The sequence below is a fragment of the Acidovorax radicis N35 genome, from assembly GCF_000204195.1.
Taxonomy (GTDB): Bacteria; Pseudomonadota; Gammaproteobacteria; order Burkholderiales; family Burkholderiaceae_C; genus Acidovorax; species Acidovorax radicis.
Genome location: NZ_AFBG01000022.1, coordinates 42,112 through 55,017, shown reverse-complemented (window position 1 = coordinate 55,017; position 12,906 = coordinate 42,112). Strand labels below are relative to the sequence as shown.

Annotated in this window: 9 protein-coding genes; 8 read left to right on the top strand and 1 reads right to left on the bottom strand. The window is 64.1% G+C overall.

The window, feature by feature from the left end; translation table 11 throughout:
* Positions 1-3 precede the first annotated feature (3 nt).
* The 7 genes from ARADN35_RS0120360 (at position 4) to ARADN35_RS0120330 (ending at position 10,072) form a co-directional block, all read left to right on the top strand.
* Entirely contained in the window at positions 4-969 is a 966-nt protein-coding gene (locus ARADN35_RS0120360) for a TRAP transporter substrate-binding protein (protein ID WP_010465486.1), read from the top strand.
* Between the two features lie 61 nt (positions 970-1,030).
* A complete protein-coding gene (locus tag ARADN35_RS0120355; RefSeq protein WP_181147578.1) occupies positions 1,031-1,579 on the top strand; it encodes a TRAP transporter small permease in 549 nt (182 codons plus the stop codon).
* 11 nt (positions 1,580-1,590) lie between these two features.
* On the top strand, positions 1,591-2,901 hold the full coding sequence (locus ARADN35_RS0120350; RefSeq protein ID WP_010465482.1) for a TRAP transporter large permease: 1,311 nt from the start codon (positions 1,591-1,593) through the stop codon (positions 2,899-2,901).
* Positions 2,902-2,982: 81 nt separating this feature from the next.
* Positions 2,983-3,948 carry a TRAP transporter substrate-binding protein gene (locus ARADN35_RS0120345; protein ID WP_010465480.1) on the top strand — a complete coding sequence of 322 codons (966 nt, stop codon included), beginning with the start codon at positions 2,983-2,985 and terminating at the stop codon, positions 3,946-3,948.
* A gap of 51 nt (positions 3,949-3,999) precedes the next feature.
* Positions 4,000-4,569 carry a hypothetical protein gene (locus ARADN35_RS0120340; RefSeq protein ID WP_010465478.1) on the top strand — a complete coding sequence of 190 codons (570 nt, stop codon included), beginning with the start codon at positions 4,000-4,002 and terminating at the stop codon, positions 4,567-4,569.
* Positions 4,570-4,615: 46 nt separating this feature from the next.
* Entirely contained in the window at positions 4,616-8,272 is a 3,657-nt protein-coding gene (locus tag ARADN35_RS0120335) for a hydantoinase B/oxoprolinase family protein (protein ID WP_010465476.1), read from the top strand.
* A 105-nt stretch (positions 8,273-8,377) separates the two neighbouring features.
* Positions 8,378-10,072, top strand: a complete 1,695-nt coding sequence (locus ARADN35_RS0120330; protein WP_010465474.1) for a methyl-accepting chemotaxis protein — start codon at positions 8,378-8,380, stop codon at positions 10,070-10,072.
* A 72-nt stretch (positions 10,073-10,144) separates the two neighbouring features.
* On the opposite strand, the gene ARADN35_RS0120325 is transcribed toward ARADN35_RS0120330, so the two are convergent.
* Positions 10,145-11,845: an electron transfer flavoprotein-ubiquinone oxidoreductase gene (locus tag ARADN35_RS0120325; RefSeq protein ID WP_010465472.1), complete on the bottom strand. Its 1,701-nt coding sequence runs from the start codon at positions 11,843-11,845 to the stop codon at positions 10,145-10,147.
* Between the two features lie 141 nt (positions 11,846-11,986).
* Here ARADN35_RS0120325 and ARADN35_RS0120320 point away from each other — a divergent pair, with 141 nt between their 5' ends.
* Positions 11,987-12,769: an SDR family oxidoreductase gene (locus ARADN35_RS0120320; RefSeq protein ID WP_010465470.1), complete on the top strand. Its 783-nt coding sequence runs from the start codon at positions 11,987-11,989 to the stop codon at positions 12,767-12,769.
* Positions 12,770-12,906: the final 137 nt, after the last annotated feature.

The following is a 12,906-nucleotide window of genomic DNA, read 5'->3' as shown; positions in this document are numbered from 1 at the left end:
CCCATGAAAAAAATTACTTTTGGTCTCTGCGCCGTTGCCTTGGCGGGACTCTCGCAGGCCCAGGTCAAGTGGGATCTGCCGTCCGGCTATGCCGTGAACACCTTCCAGGTGCAGAACCTGCAGCAGTTCGTGCAGGACGTGGACAAGGCGACGGGGGGCAAGCTCAAGATCGCGGTGCATCCCAATGCCTCGCTGTTCAAGGCCAACGAGATCAAGCGCACGGTGCAGTCCGGCCAGGTGGCTTTGGGTGAGTTCATTTTGTCGGGCGCTGCCAATGAGGCGCCCGTCTACGGTGTGGACTCCATTCCGTTCCTGGCGACGAGCTATGCGGACTCCAAGCGCCTGGACCAGGCCTCGCGCCCGCTGCTGGTCAAGACGCTGGGTGCACAGGGCATGAAGCTTTTGTACACCGTGCCATGGCCTGCACAGAGTCTGTACTCGGTCAAGCCCGTCACGGCGTTAAAAGATCTCAAGGGCACCAAGATGCGTGCCTACAACCCAGCCACCTCGTACATCGCCACGGCGGTGGGTGCGCAGCCCGTCACCATCCAGCTGGCGGAGCTGTCCGCAGCATTGGCCACGGGCACGGTGGACAACTTCCTCACCTCCAGCGCCAGTGGTGTGGACAGCAAGCTGTATGAGACCGTGAAGTACTTCTACGGTGTGGCTGCCTGGCTGCCCCGCAATGCCGTGGTGGTGAACCAGAAGGCGTTCGACGCGCTGGACAAGCCGACCCAGGAATCCCTGCTGGCCCAGGCTGCCGTGGCTGAACAACGGGGTTGGGCCATGAGCGAGAAGAAAGACCAGGAATATCTGAAGGAACTGGCAGCCAAGGGCATGCAGGTGGATGTGAGCGCCACGAGCCTGAAGGCAGAGCTCAAGGCCGTCGGTGAGCGCATGACCGCAGACTGGATCAAGACCGCTGGCGATGACGGCAAGGCTGTCATCGACGCCTACAACAAGAAGTGAGATGGACGTGTCTATCCTGTCTCAAACCCCTTTGGCCGTGGGCGATGCCGCCACGGTGAAGATGCCGCGGCACCTGCTGCGGCGCATGCTGGACGGTGCCTACCTTGCCGCCGGTGGCGTGGGTGCCGCCTGCATTGCGGTCATCTGCGTACTGATGGTGGTGCAGTCCCTGGGGCGCCAGTTCGGGTTTCCCACTGGCGCCATCAACGACGTGGTGGCCTGGCTGTGCGCGGCGGCGGCTTTTCTCACCATGGCGCATGCCTTCAAGCACGGCGATTTCGTGCGCGTGACGCTGGTGCTGGAAAAGCTCTCGCCCGGCATGCGCCGCAAATACGAAGTGGCCTGCCTGAGCATCGCGGCGCTGGCCATCGGCTACCTGACCTGGTGGGCCTGCATCTTCACCTATGAGAGTTGGCAGTTCCATGAACTGGCCCAGGGGCTGTGGGCGATCCCCATCTGGATCCCGCAACTGAGCTTTGCCTTGGGCTCCCTGCTGTTCTTCGTGGCTGTCATCGATGAATGGTGGATCGTGGTGCGGGGCGGCATTCCTACCTTTGTGCGGCTGGTGGAAGAGCGCCACGCCAAGGGTGACTTTTCTTCGGACCTTTAAGGAGCATCACCATGGACATTCTTTCCATCGGCGCTTTCCTGCTGCTGCTCATGCTCCTCATGCTGTCCGGCGGTGTCTGGATCGCCATGACGCTGGCCATCTGCGGATGGGTCGGCCAGGCCTACTTCACCAACAGCCAGCCCGGCTTGAACCTCTTCTCCGCGTTTTGGGAGAGCAATGCCAGCTGGGAACTGGCCGCGCTGCCCTTGTTCATCTGGATGGGTGAAATCCTGTTCCGCACCCGCTTGAGTGAAGACATGTTCACGGGGCTGGCCCCCTGGCTGGGCAAAGTGCCCGGGCGGCTGTTCCATACCACCATCCTGGGCTGCGGCATTTTCGGCTCAGTCTCGGGATCGTCGGCGGCCACTTGCGCCACCATTGCCAAGGTCTCGCTGCCTGCGCTCAAAAAACGTGGCTACGACGAGAGCATCGCCATCGGTTCGCTGGCCACCGCAGGTACCCTGGGCATCCTGATTCCCCCGTCCATCACCATGGTGGTGTATGCGGTGGCGGCCGATGCCTCCATCATTCGCATCTTCCTGGCAGGCTTTCTGCCAGGGCTGCTGCTGATGCTGCTGTTCTCCGGCTACATCGCCTGGTGGTCGGTGCGCAACAAGGAACGCATGCCTGCGGACGAACCACCCACCACGTTCCGCGAAAAGCTGCATCTTTCGCGCAACCTGATTCCCTGCGCGCTGCTGATCGTGTTCATCTGCTGGTCTTTGGTGGCCGGGTGGGCGACGGCCACGGAATGTGCCGCGTATGGCGTGGTGGGGGCACTGGCCCTGGCCGCATGGTGCAAGGCCCTGACCTGGCAGAACTTCAAGGAAGGCCTGGCGGGCTCGGCCCGCACCAGCTGCATGATCATGTTCATCCTGGCGGGTGCTGCCTTCTTGACCAAGACCATGGCTTTTACCGGCATCCCACGCGAGCTGGCCGAATGGGTGGACTCCATGCACCTGTCGCCCTATGCGCTGATTGCCTGCCTGGTGGGGGTGTACCTGGTCCTGGGCACCGCGCTGGATGGCATCAGCATGATCGTGCTGACCGCTGCCGTGGTCATGCCCATGATCGAAAAGGCGGGTTTTGATCTCATCTGGTTTGGCATCTTCGTGATCCTGCTGGTGGAGATCGCCGAGGTCACGCCACCTGTGGGCTTCAACCTCTTCGTGCTGCAGAACATGACAGGCAAGGACAGCAACCTCATTGCCAAGGCGGCCATACCGTTCTTCCTGTGCCTGGTGGTCTGCATCGGCCTGATCACGGCCTTCCCGCAGATCGTCACCATCGTCCCTGACCTTGTCATGGGGCAGTCGAAGTAGCCAGCCACCCGGCTTTTCACTGTGTCCTCCAGCGCACCCGGTCTGCGCTGGCGTCCACTTCCCCCCCTTCAGGAGCTTGCCATGAAGAACATGGTCTTGTTGGCCGCGCTTGCCGTGGCCCCGGTGGTGCACGCCCAGACCCAGTGGAAGCTGGCCACGGGCTACCGTGCCGAGTCGTTCCATACGCGCAACGTTGTCCAGTTTGCGCAGGATGTGGAGCGTGCTTCGGCAGGCGCACTGCGCATCGAGGTGCATGCCAACAATGCCTTGTTCAAGCTGGGGGAAATCCCGCAGGCGGTGCAGGACGGCAAGGCCCAGGCGGGGGAGACCATCATGACCAGCCTGGTGCGCGAAATTCCCCTGGCTGGGGCCGATTCCGTGCCTTTTGTGGTGCGCAGCTATGCCGACGCGCGGCGCATGTGGGACGTGCAGCGTCCGCTGATCGAAGCGCACATGGCGCGCAAGGGGCTCAAGGCACTGTATGCCGTGCCCTGGCCCCCGCAGGGGCTGTTCACCACGGCCTCGGTGCGTTCGTCGGTGGATTTCAAGGGCACCCGCATGCGCACCTACAACCCGGGCACGGTGCGCATTGCCGAGTTGCTCGGTGCCACGCCGGTGGATGTGCCCATGGTCGAGGTCAACCAGGCCTTGGCGGCCGGAAAGCTGGACTCGATGATCACCTCGGCCCTGACTGGCGTGGAAAACCAGGTCTGGGGCCAGATCAAGCAGTACTACGGCATCAACGCCTGGTTCCCCAAGAACATCGTCTTTGTGAACCAGCAGGCGTTTGATGCACTGCCCGCCCCGGTACGCCAGGCCGTCAGTCAGGCTGCGGCCGAGGCCGAAAAACGGGGGTGGGCGATGAGCGCTGCGGTGGCCGAGGAATCGGTGACCGAGCTGCAGCGCAAGGGCATCAAGGTCGAACCCCCCTCGGCCGTGCTTGACACCGAGCTCAAACGCCTGGGCGAGCGGTTTTCCCGCGAATGGGTGCGGTCCGTGGGGAGCGAGGCCAACCAGCTCTTCATCCCGTACTACACGCAGCGCTAGGTCGTCGCAGGAATCACCCAGCAAGCACACGGCAATCACCAAGGAATCACCATGCAAACCCCTTCAGACACCATCGAGATGTATCTGCTGGCCAAGGATGGCAACCGGCCCCACCTGATGGAGCGGGCCTTCGCTGGCGGCGCACTGTTGCGCATGGATGTGCGGCAGGGCGACATGGGTTTTCCGCCCCTGGCCCACGGCCGCGACGCCATTGCCGAAACCCTGGTGCGCCACTTTGGCCGCACCTATGAAAACGTCTACAGCTTCTGCCTCGCCGATCCTCCGGATCCCGCGTGCTCGGAGTTTCACTGCCCATGGCTCGTGGCCATGACAGAAAAAGACAGCCGCGCCGTGCGCCTGGGTTGCGGCCAGTACCACTGGCGCTTTGCGCCGGGTACGCGCCTGGCGCAGGAGCTGAGCATCGTGGTGGACAGCATGCAAACCCTGCCGCCCTCGGACATCCATGTCGTGATGCCCTGGATCGCGGCGCTGGACCGCCCCTGGTGCGATACAGACCGGGCGATAGCGACGGCACCTTCCATCCCTTCGGTGCATGCGGTGCTGGAGGCGTTGGCCCGAACACCGGTTTTGGCCCCTTCCTCCCTGGCCCTGGCCGCCTGAGCGGCGCACCGAACACTTTCTTTTCACCTTTGCAAACCATCACACCATGACCCAACTTGCACCCTCCATCCACATCCCCCGCTGGCAGTTCTGGATTGACCGTGGGGGTACATTCACCGACATCGTGGCCAAGCGACCCGATGGCTCGCTGACCACCCACAAGCTGCTGTCGGAAAACCCTGAGCAGTACAAGGATGCCGCCGTGGCGGGCATCCGCCACCTGCTGGGTCTCAAACCCGGTGAGCCTGTTACACCCGCGCTGGTGGAATGCGTGAAGATGGGCACCACCGTGGCCACGAATGCGCTGCTGGAGCGCAAGGGCGAGCCCACACTGCTGGTGACCACGCGCGGTTTTCGCGATGCACTTCGCATTGCCTACCAGAACCGCCCACGCCTGTTCGACCGCCATATCCAGTTGCCCGAGCTTCTGTACACCGAGGTGATCGAAGCGCGCGAACGTGTGGGCGCCCATGGCGACGTGTTGCAGGCACTGGACGAGCCCAGCCTGCGGGGTGACCTGCTGGCGGCTTACGCGCGTGGGCTGCGCAGCGTGGCCGTCGTTTTCATGCACGGCTACCGCTACACCCAACACGAGCAGGCTGCCCAGCGCATTGCCCGGGAAGTGGGCTTCACGCAGATCAGCACCTCGCACGAAACCAGCCCCATGATGAAATTCGTGAGCCGGGGCGACACGACAGTGGTGGATGCCTACCTGTCGCCCATCTTGCGCCGCTATGTGGAGCAGGTGGCCAGCGAGATGCCGGGCGTGAAGCTGTTCTTCATGCAATCGTCGGGTGGGCTCACCGATGCCGGAACGTTTCAGGGCAAGGACGCGATTCTGTCCGGACCCGCGGGCGGCATTGTGGGCATGGCGCGGACTGCAGGGCTGGCGGGGCACGAAAAAGTCATCGGCTTTGACATGGGCGGCACGTCCACCGACGTGAGCCACTACGCCGGTGCGTTCGAGCGTGAGTTCGAGACCCATGTGGCGGGTGTGCGCATGCGTGCGCCCATGATGAGCATCCACACGGTGGCCGCTGGCGGCGGCTCGGTGCTGGCCTATGACGGTGCCCGTTTTCGCGTAGGCCCTGAAAGTGCGGGTGCCAACCCGGGGCCGGTGAGCTACCGCCGGGGGGGGCCACTGGCTGTGACCGATGCCAATGTGATGGTGGGCAAGGTGCAGCCACGTTACTTCCCCAGCGTGTTTGGCCCTGCAGCCAACGAAACACTGGATGCCGACGCAGTGCGCGCGCGGTTTGAAGCCATCGCCGCCCAGACCCAGCGCAAACCCGAAGAAGTGGCCGAGGGTTTCATCCAGATTGCCGTCCAGCAGATGGCCAATGCCATCAAGAAAATCAGCGTGGCGCGGGGCTACGACGTGACGCGCTACACCCTGCAGTGTTTTGGTGGTGCGGGTGGCCAGCACGCCTGCCTGGTGGCCGATGCCCTCGGCATGACCCGTGTGTTCGTCCATCCGCTGGCCGGGGTGTTGAGCGCTTACGGCATGGGCCTTGCCGACCAGACCGTGATTCGCGAGCAAGCGGTGGAGATGCCGCTGGCCACCGCGTCGCTGCCGCTGATTGCCGAACGCCTGGACACCCTGGGCTCCGCAGCCCAGGCCGAGCTGGAGCGCCAGCAGGTCAGCGTCAACCCGGTGCAGGTGCGCCACAACGTGCATGTGCGCTACGAAGGCACCGATTCAGCCCTGGTGGTGCCATTTGGCGACATGGCCAGCATCCAGTCCGCCTTTGAGACGGCCTACCGCCAGCGCTTTGCCTTCCTGATGGCGGGCAAAGGGCTGGTGGTGGAGGCCGTCTCGGTGGAGGCCATGATTGCAGGCGACGCTCCTGCAGAGCCGCGCCTGGCGGTGCACCCGCACCGCAAGCACCCGCTGCGCGAAACGGTGAAGATGTACTCGGGCAGCGAGTGGCACGACGCCGCGCTGGTGGTGCGCGAAGACCTGCACCCCGGCGATGTGATTCCCGGTCCGGCCATCATTGCCGAGAAGAACACCACCACGGTGGTGGAGCCCGGCTGGTCCGCCCGCCTGACCGACCTGGATCACCTGGTGCTGGACCGCGTCACGGCCCGCAAGGTGCAGTACGCGGCCGGCACCACGGTGGACCCGGTGCTTCTGGAGGTGTTCAACAACCTGTTCATGAACATCGCCGAGCAGATGGGCCTGCAGCTGCAGAACACGGCGTACTCGGTGAACATCAAGGAGCGCCTGGACTTCAGCTGCGCGCTGTTCGATGCCACCGGCAACCTGATTGCCAACGCGCCGCACATGCCCGTGCACCTGGGCTCCATGGGCGAGAGCATCAAGACCGTGATCCGCGAGAACGCGGGCAAGATGCACCCGGGTGATGTGTACATGCTCAACGACCCGTACCACGGTGGCACCCATCTGCCCGATGTGACGGTGATCACCCCGGTGTACGTGGCCGAGGGCTCCGAGCCCACGTTCTATGTGGGCAGCCGGGGCCACCATGCCGACATCGGCGGCACCACGCCGGGCTCGATGCCACCGTTCTCCACGCGCATCGACGAAGAGGGTGTGCAGATCAACAACGTGAAGCTGGTGGACCGGGGCATCTTCCTGGAAGAAGAAGTGCGCAGCCTGCTGACGACGGGCGGCGGCACCACGTCGTATCCCAGCCGCAACCCCCAGCAGAACCTGGCCGACCTGCGTGCGCAAATCGCCGCCAACGAAAAAGGCGTGCAGGAACTCTCGAAGATGGTGGACCAGTTCAGCCTGGATGTCGTGCAGGCCTACATGCGCCATGTGCAGGACAACGCTGAAGAGTCCGTGCGCCGCGTGATCACGCAGCTCAAGGACGGGCAGTTCACCCTGCCGCTGGACAACGGCGCGCAGATCAGCGTGTCGGTCAAGGTCAACGTGGCCGAGCGCAGCGCGGTGATCGACTTTGCGGGCACCAGCGCGCAGCAGACCAACAACTTCAACGCGCCGCGTGCGGTGTGCATGGCCGCGGTGCTGTACGTGTTCCGTACGCTGGTGGACGACGACATTCCGCTGAACGCCGGGTGCCTGAAACCTCTGCAGGTGATCATCCCGCAGGGCTCCATGCTCAACCCGAATCCGCCGGCGTCGGTGGTGGCGGGCAACGTCGAGACCTCTACCTGCATCACCAATGCGCTGTTCGGCGCCTTGGGCGTGATGGCGGGCAGCCAGCCCACCATGAACAACTTCACCTTTGGCAATGCGCAGTACCAGTACTACGAAACCATTGCCGGCGGCAGCGGTGCGGGTGCGGTGTTCGATGCTTCAGGCCGCACGGTGCGCGGGTTTGACGGCACCAGCGTGGTCCAGACGCACATGACCAATTCGCGCCTGACCGACCCCGAGGTGCTGGAGTTCCGCTTCCCCGTGGTGCTCGACAGCTACGAGATCCAGCGCGGTTCTGGCGGGGCAGGCCGCTGGGCGGGTGGCGATGGCGGCGTGCGGCGCGTGCGCTTTCTGGAGGCGATGACGGCCAGCATCCTTTCCAACGGCCGGCTTAACCCCGCCTTTGGCATGGCAGGCGGCCAACCCGGCCGGCCCGGCGCCAACCGTGTGCTGCGTGCCAACGGCCAGGTGGAAGAACTGGGCCATATCGGTGCGGCACTGATGGAGCCCGGCGATGTGTTCGAGATATCGACCCCCGGTGGTGGCGGCTACGGCGAAGAGTGCACCGTGCATTGACACGCAAGCCGGAGGCGCGTTGCCTCCGGCCCTGCTCAGTGGCACGGCGTTTGCGTTCTTTCCCATGCTGCTTTGCGGGCAGTGGGATGCAACCAGGAGAAATTCATGAACTATCTGCCAGCCACTTCCCATGCCGAACGGTACGCGCAGCCGCGTACGGCCCCCACGGCGAGCGGCACCTCTGCGTCGGATGCGCCTGCAGGCGCTTCCCGCTCCGGCCCTGCATCGGCAGAGGCTGCGCCCGCTGGTGGCCGACGCAACCTGAGCGTGGGGCAGAAGCTTGCGGCCAGCTTTGGCCTGCTGGGCTGCGCCGTGGCACTGCTGGGAGCGATGACGTGGATGACCGGCGAGGGCACCCGCCGCCAGGCCACGTTGCTTGCCAGCGAGCAACTGCCCATTGAACGCTCGGTGCGCGACTGGAAGACGCAGTCGGTCACCATTGGCCAGATTGCGTTGCGCACCACGGTGTCCTCCGACGTATTTCCCCTGGTGGCAGAGATCCGCAAGCAACTGGCGACCGAAGACGCGATGCGCAAGCGCATCGAAGAGGCTTTGGCAGGTGCATCCACAGCCGAGCACACCAAACCCCTGTGGGCCGAGGCCCAGGCGCAGCGGCAGCAATACGCGGCGCTGCGCGACGCCCTGGTGCAGAACGCCCTGGAGGCCAAGATCATCAGCCAGAAGGAGCTGCAGGACCACGCCGCCGCACTGACGCAATACCTGCGGGCCATTGATCAGTTGCTCGGGGCGTCCGAGCAGGCGTCCCTCCAGGCGGCGGACGCCATGATCAGCGACGCCTCGCGCGCACAGTGGATCAGTGCCATCGCGGTGCTGGTGGTGGTGGGGCTGTCGGCGCTGTTTGGCTGGCTATTGCGGCGCTCCATCGTGCTGCCGCTGCGCCAGGCCTGCGAGGCTGCGGACCTGGTGGCACATGGCGACCTGACCGTGCGCATGCAGACGCAGCGCACCGATGAAATCGGCCAGTTGCTCACGGCGCTGGACAAGATGGTCGAGTCCCTGCACTACGTTGTGACCGAGGTGCGTGACTCGGGGGAGTCCATCCACGTGGCCAGTTCCGAGGTGGCGGCGGGCAACACCGACCTGAGCGCACGCACCGAACATGCCGCCAGCAACCTGCAGCAGACGGCGGCGAGCATTGCCCAGCTAGCACAGATGGTGGCGGCCAATGCGGACAGCACGCGCCAGGCCAATGCGCTGGCCCTGAATGCCACACAAGTGGCCAGCAAGGGCGGCGAGGTGGTCAGCCAGGTGGTGAAGACCATGGAAGAGATCAACGCCAGCAGCAAGAAAATTGCCGATATCGTGGGCATCATCGATGGCATTGCGTTCCAGACCAACATCCTGGCGCTCAATGCGGCCGTCGAGGCTGCCCGCGCGGGCGAACAGGGGCGTGGTTTTGCGGTGGTGGCCAGCGAGGTGCGGGGCCTGGCCGGGCGCAGCGCCAACGCGGCGCGCGAGATCAAGGCGCTGATCTCCACCAGCGTCGAGAAGGTGAGCGACGGCGCCAGGCTGGTGGTGACGGCAGGCTCCACCATGGGCGACATCGTGCAGAGCGTGGAGCGCGTGACCACGTTGATGTCCGAGATCAACGAGGCCAGCAGCGAACAGAGCACGCAGATCGGCCAGGTGAGCCAGGCCGTGGACCAACTCGACCACATGACGCAACAGAACGCCGCGCTGGTAGAGGAGGGCGCTGCCGCGGCCCAGAGCCTCAAGGACCAGGCACACCGCCTGGCCGGTGCCATGGGGCAGTTTCAGCTCGTTCGTGCAGCGGTTTGATCCCGGAAATTCAATAAAAAAGGCCTACAGCGCAGGCCCATAAAGCGCCAGGCGCTATGAATTTTGATGTGACTACATGCCCGCGTAGTTCGGGCCACCGCCACCTTCGGGCGTGACCCACACGATGTTCTGCGTCGGGTCCTTGATGTCGCAGGTCTTGCAGTGCACGCAGTTTTGCGCGTTGATCTGCAGGCGTTGCGCATCGCCGCCCTTGGCCACGTCGGGCACAAACTCGTACACGCCCGCGGGGCAGTAGCGCGCCTCGGGACCGGCGTACTTGGCCAGGTTGATGTTGACTGGCACGCTCGCGTCCTTGAGCGTGAGGTGGGCCGGCTGGTTCTCTTCGTGGTTGGTGTTGCTGATGAACACGCTGGAGAGGCGGTCGAACGTGAGCTTGCCATCGGGCTTGGGGTAGACGATAGGCTTGCACTCGGCCGCGGGCTTCAGATACGCGTGGTCGGGCTTGTCGCGGTGCAGGGTCCAGGGGATGTGGCCGCGCAGCACGAACTGCTCGAAACCGTTCATCAGCGTGGCGGCGGTCAGGCCGTACTTGAACCAGTTCTTGAAGTTGCGGTCTTTGTTCAGCTCGGTGTAGAGCCAGCTTTCCTCGAAGGCCTTGGGGTAGGCCGTCAGTTCGTCGTGCTGGCGGCCCGCCACGATGGCGTCGTAAGCGGCCTCGGCGGCCAGCATGCCGGTCTTGATGGCGGCGTGGCTGCCCTTGATGCGGCCCACGTTCAGGTAGCCTGCATTGCAGCCCACCAGTGCGCCACCCGGGAAGACCGTCTTGGGCAGGGCGTTGATGCCGCTGGCGTTGATGGCGCGTGCGCCATACGACAGGCGCTTGGCCGTGATCTCGCCCTTTTCGTTCTCAAAGTAGTAGCGGACGTTCGGGTGGGTCTTCCAGCGCTGGAATTCCTCGAACGGGCTGAGGTACGGGTTGGTGTAGCCCAGGCCCGTGACGAAGCCCAGGGCCACCTTGTTGCCCTCCAGGTGGTACAGGAAGGCGCCGCCGTAGGTATCGTTCTCCATGGGCCAGCCGGCGGTGTGCATCACAAAGCCGGGCTGGTGCTTCTTGGGGTCGATCTCCCACAGCTCCTTCACGCCAATGCCGAAGCTCTGCGGGTCGCGGTCCTTGTCGAGGTGGAACTTGGCGATCAGCTGCTTGCCCAGGTGGCCGCGTGCGCCTTCGGCAAACACGGTGTACTTGCCCAGCAGCTCCATGCCCAGCTGGAAGTTTTCGGTGGGCTCGCCATCCTTGCCGATGCCCAGATTGCCGGTGGCCACGCCCTTGACGGAGCCGTTGTCGTTGTAGAGCACTTCTGCGGCGGTGAAACCGGGGAAGATTTCCACGCCCAGGGCTTCGGCCTGTTCACCCAGCCATTTGGTCAGGTTGCCCAGGCTGATGATGTAGTTGCCGTGGTTGTGCGCAAACGGCGGCAAGAACATGTTGGGCACGCGAAAGCCCGATTTTTCGCCCAGGAAGATATAGGCGTCGTCGGTCACGGGCTGGTTCAGCGGAGCGCCGCGCTTTTTCCAGTCGGGGATCAGTTCGGTCAGCGCCTTGGGGTCCATGATGGCGCCCGAGAGAATGTGCGCGCCGGGTTCGGAGCCTTTTTCCAGCACCACGACCGAGACATCCTGGCCTTTTTCAGCCGCCAATTGCTTCAGGCGGATCGCAGTGGCCAAGCCGCCCGGGCCACCGCCGACGACGACGACGTCGTATTCCATGGATTCGCGGGGGCCGTATTGGGCGAGGATTTCTTCATTGGTCATGGGCTTCTCGTCGGGCGTTTGATAATGGGCTATTTTCTACAGAGCAGGGTGCAATGCCCTGTCTGGCTGGCGACTGATTGTATTCACGGAATACAGACAATCGAACGACCGTTCTATTTTGATCCAGTAGGGAGACTCTAAATGGCATACAGCATCGACTTGTCCGGCCGCGTGGCCTTCATCACAGGTGCCTCCAGCGGCCTGGGCGCACAGTTTGCCCGCACGCTGGCCCGCGCGGGCGCCGGCGTGGTGCTGGCCAGCCGCCGGGTCGAAAAGCTCAAGGAGCTGCGTGCACGCATCGAAGGCGAGGGCGGTGACGCCCATGTGATCGAACTCGACGTGACCGACCACGACTCGATCAAGTCCGCCGTGGCACACGCCGAGACCGAGATGGGCTCCATCGACATCCTGGTCAACAACTCGGGCGTGAGCACCACGCAGCGTATCCAGGACGTGACGCCGGAGGACTACGACTTCATCTTCGACACCAACGTGAAGGGCGCCTTCTTCGTGGCGCAGGAGGTCGGCAAGCGCATGCTGGCTCGCTCGCGCGGTGCCGCGCCGGGCAGCTTCACCGGGGGGCGCATCATCAACATCGCCTCGATGGCAGGCCTCAAGGTGCTGCCGCAGATCGGCGCCTACTGCATGAGCAAGGCCGCCGTGGTGCAGATGACCAAGGCCATGGCCATGGAGTGGGGCAAGTTTGGCATCAACGTGAACGCGATATGCCCTGGCTACATCGATACCGAGATCAACCACCACCACTGGCAGACCGAGCAGGGCAAGAAGCTCATCGACATGCTGCCCCGCAAGCGCGTGGGCAACGCGCAAGACCTGGATGCCTTGCTGGTCATGCTGGCCAGCGACCAGAGCCACTTCATCAATGGTGCGGTAATTGCGGCCGATGACGGCTTTGCTGTATAGGAAGCCCCCCTGAGGCGCTGCGCGCCATCCCCCGAGGGGGACGCCACCGGTGGCCTGGCAGAGCCAGTTCCACGGTGGCACTGGCATTGGGGCGTGCCAGTTGCGGAGCGCGTGGACGTGCCAACAACCTGGACTAC

Excerpts from the sequence above, each read along its gene's own strand:
- ARADN35_RS0120360 (WP_010465486.1), top strand. The coding sequence starts at position 4 with ATGAAAAAAATTACTTTTGGTCTCTGCGCCGTTGCCTTGGCGGGACTC.
- ARADN35_RS0120355 (WP_181147578.1), top strand. The coding sequence starts at position 1,031 with ATGCCGCGGCACCTGCTGCGGCGCATGCTGGACGGTGCCTACCTTGCC.
- ARADN35_RS0120350 (WP_010465482.1), top strand. The coding sequence starts at position 1,591 with ATGGACATTCTTTCCATCGGCGCTTTCCTGCTGCTGCTCATGCTCCTC.
- ARADN35_RS0120345 (WP_010465480.1), top strand. The coding sequence starts at position 2,983 with ATGAAGAACATGGTCTTGTTGGCCGCGCTTGCCGTGGCCCCGGTGGTG.
- ARADN35_RS0120340 (WP_010465478.1), top strand. The coding sequence starts at position 4,000 with ATGCAAACCCCTTCAGACACCATCGAGATGTATCTGCTGGCCAAGGAT.
- ARADN35_RS0120335 (WP_010465476.1), top strand. The coding sequence starts at position 4,616 with ATGACCCAACTTGCACCCTCCATCCACATCCCCCGCTGGCAGTTCTGG.
- ARADN35_RS0120330 (WP_010465474.1), top strand. The coding sequence starts at position 8,378 with ATGAACTATCTGCCAGCCACTTCCCATGCCGAACGGTACGCGCAGCCG.
- ARADN35_RS0120325 (WP_010465472.1), bottom strand. The coding sequence starts at position 11,845 with ATGACCAATGAAGAAATCCTCGCCCAATACGGCCCCCGCGAATCCATG.
- ARADN35_RS0120320 (WP_010465470.1), top strand. The coding sequence starts at position 11,987 with ATGGCATACAGCATCGACTTGTCCGGCCGCGTGGCCTTCATCACAGGT.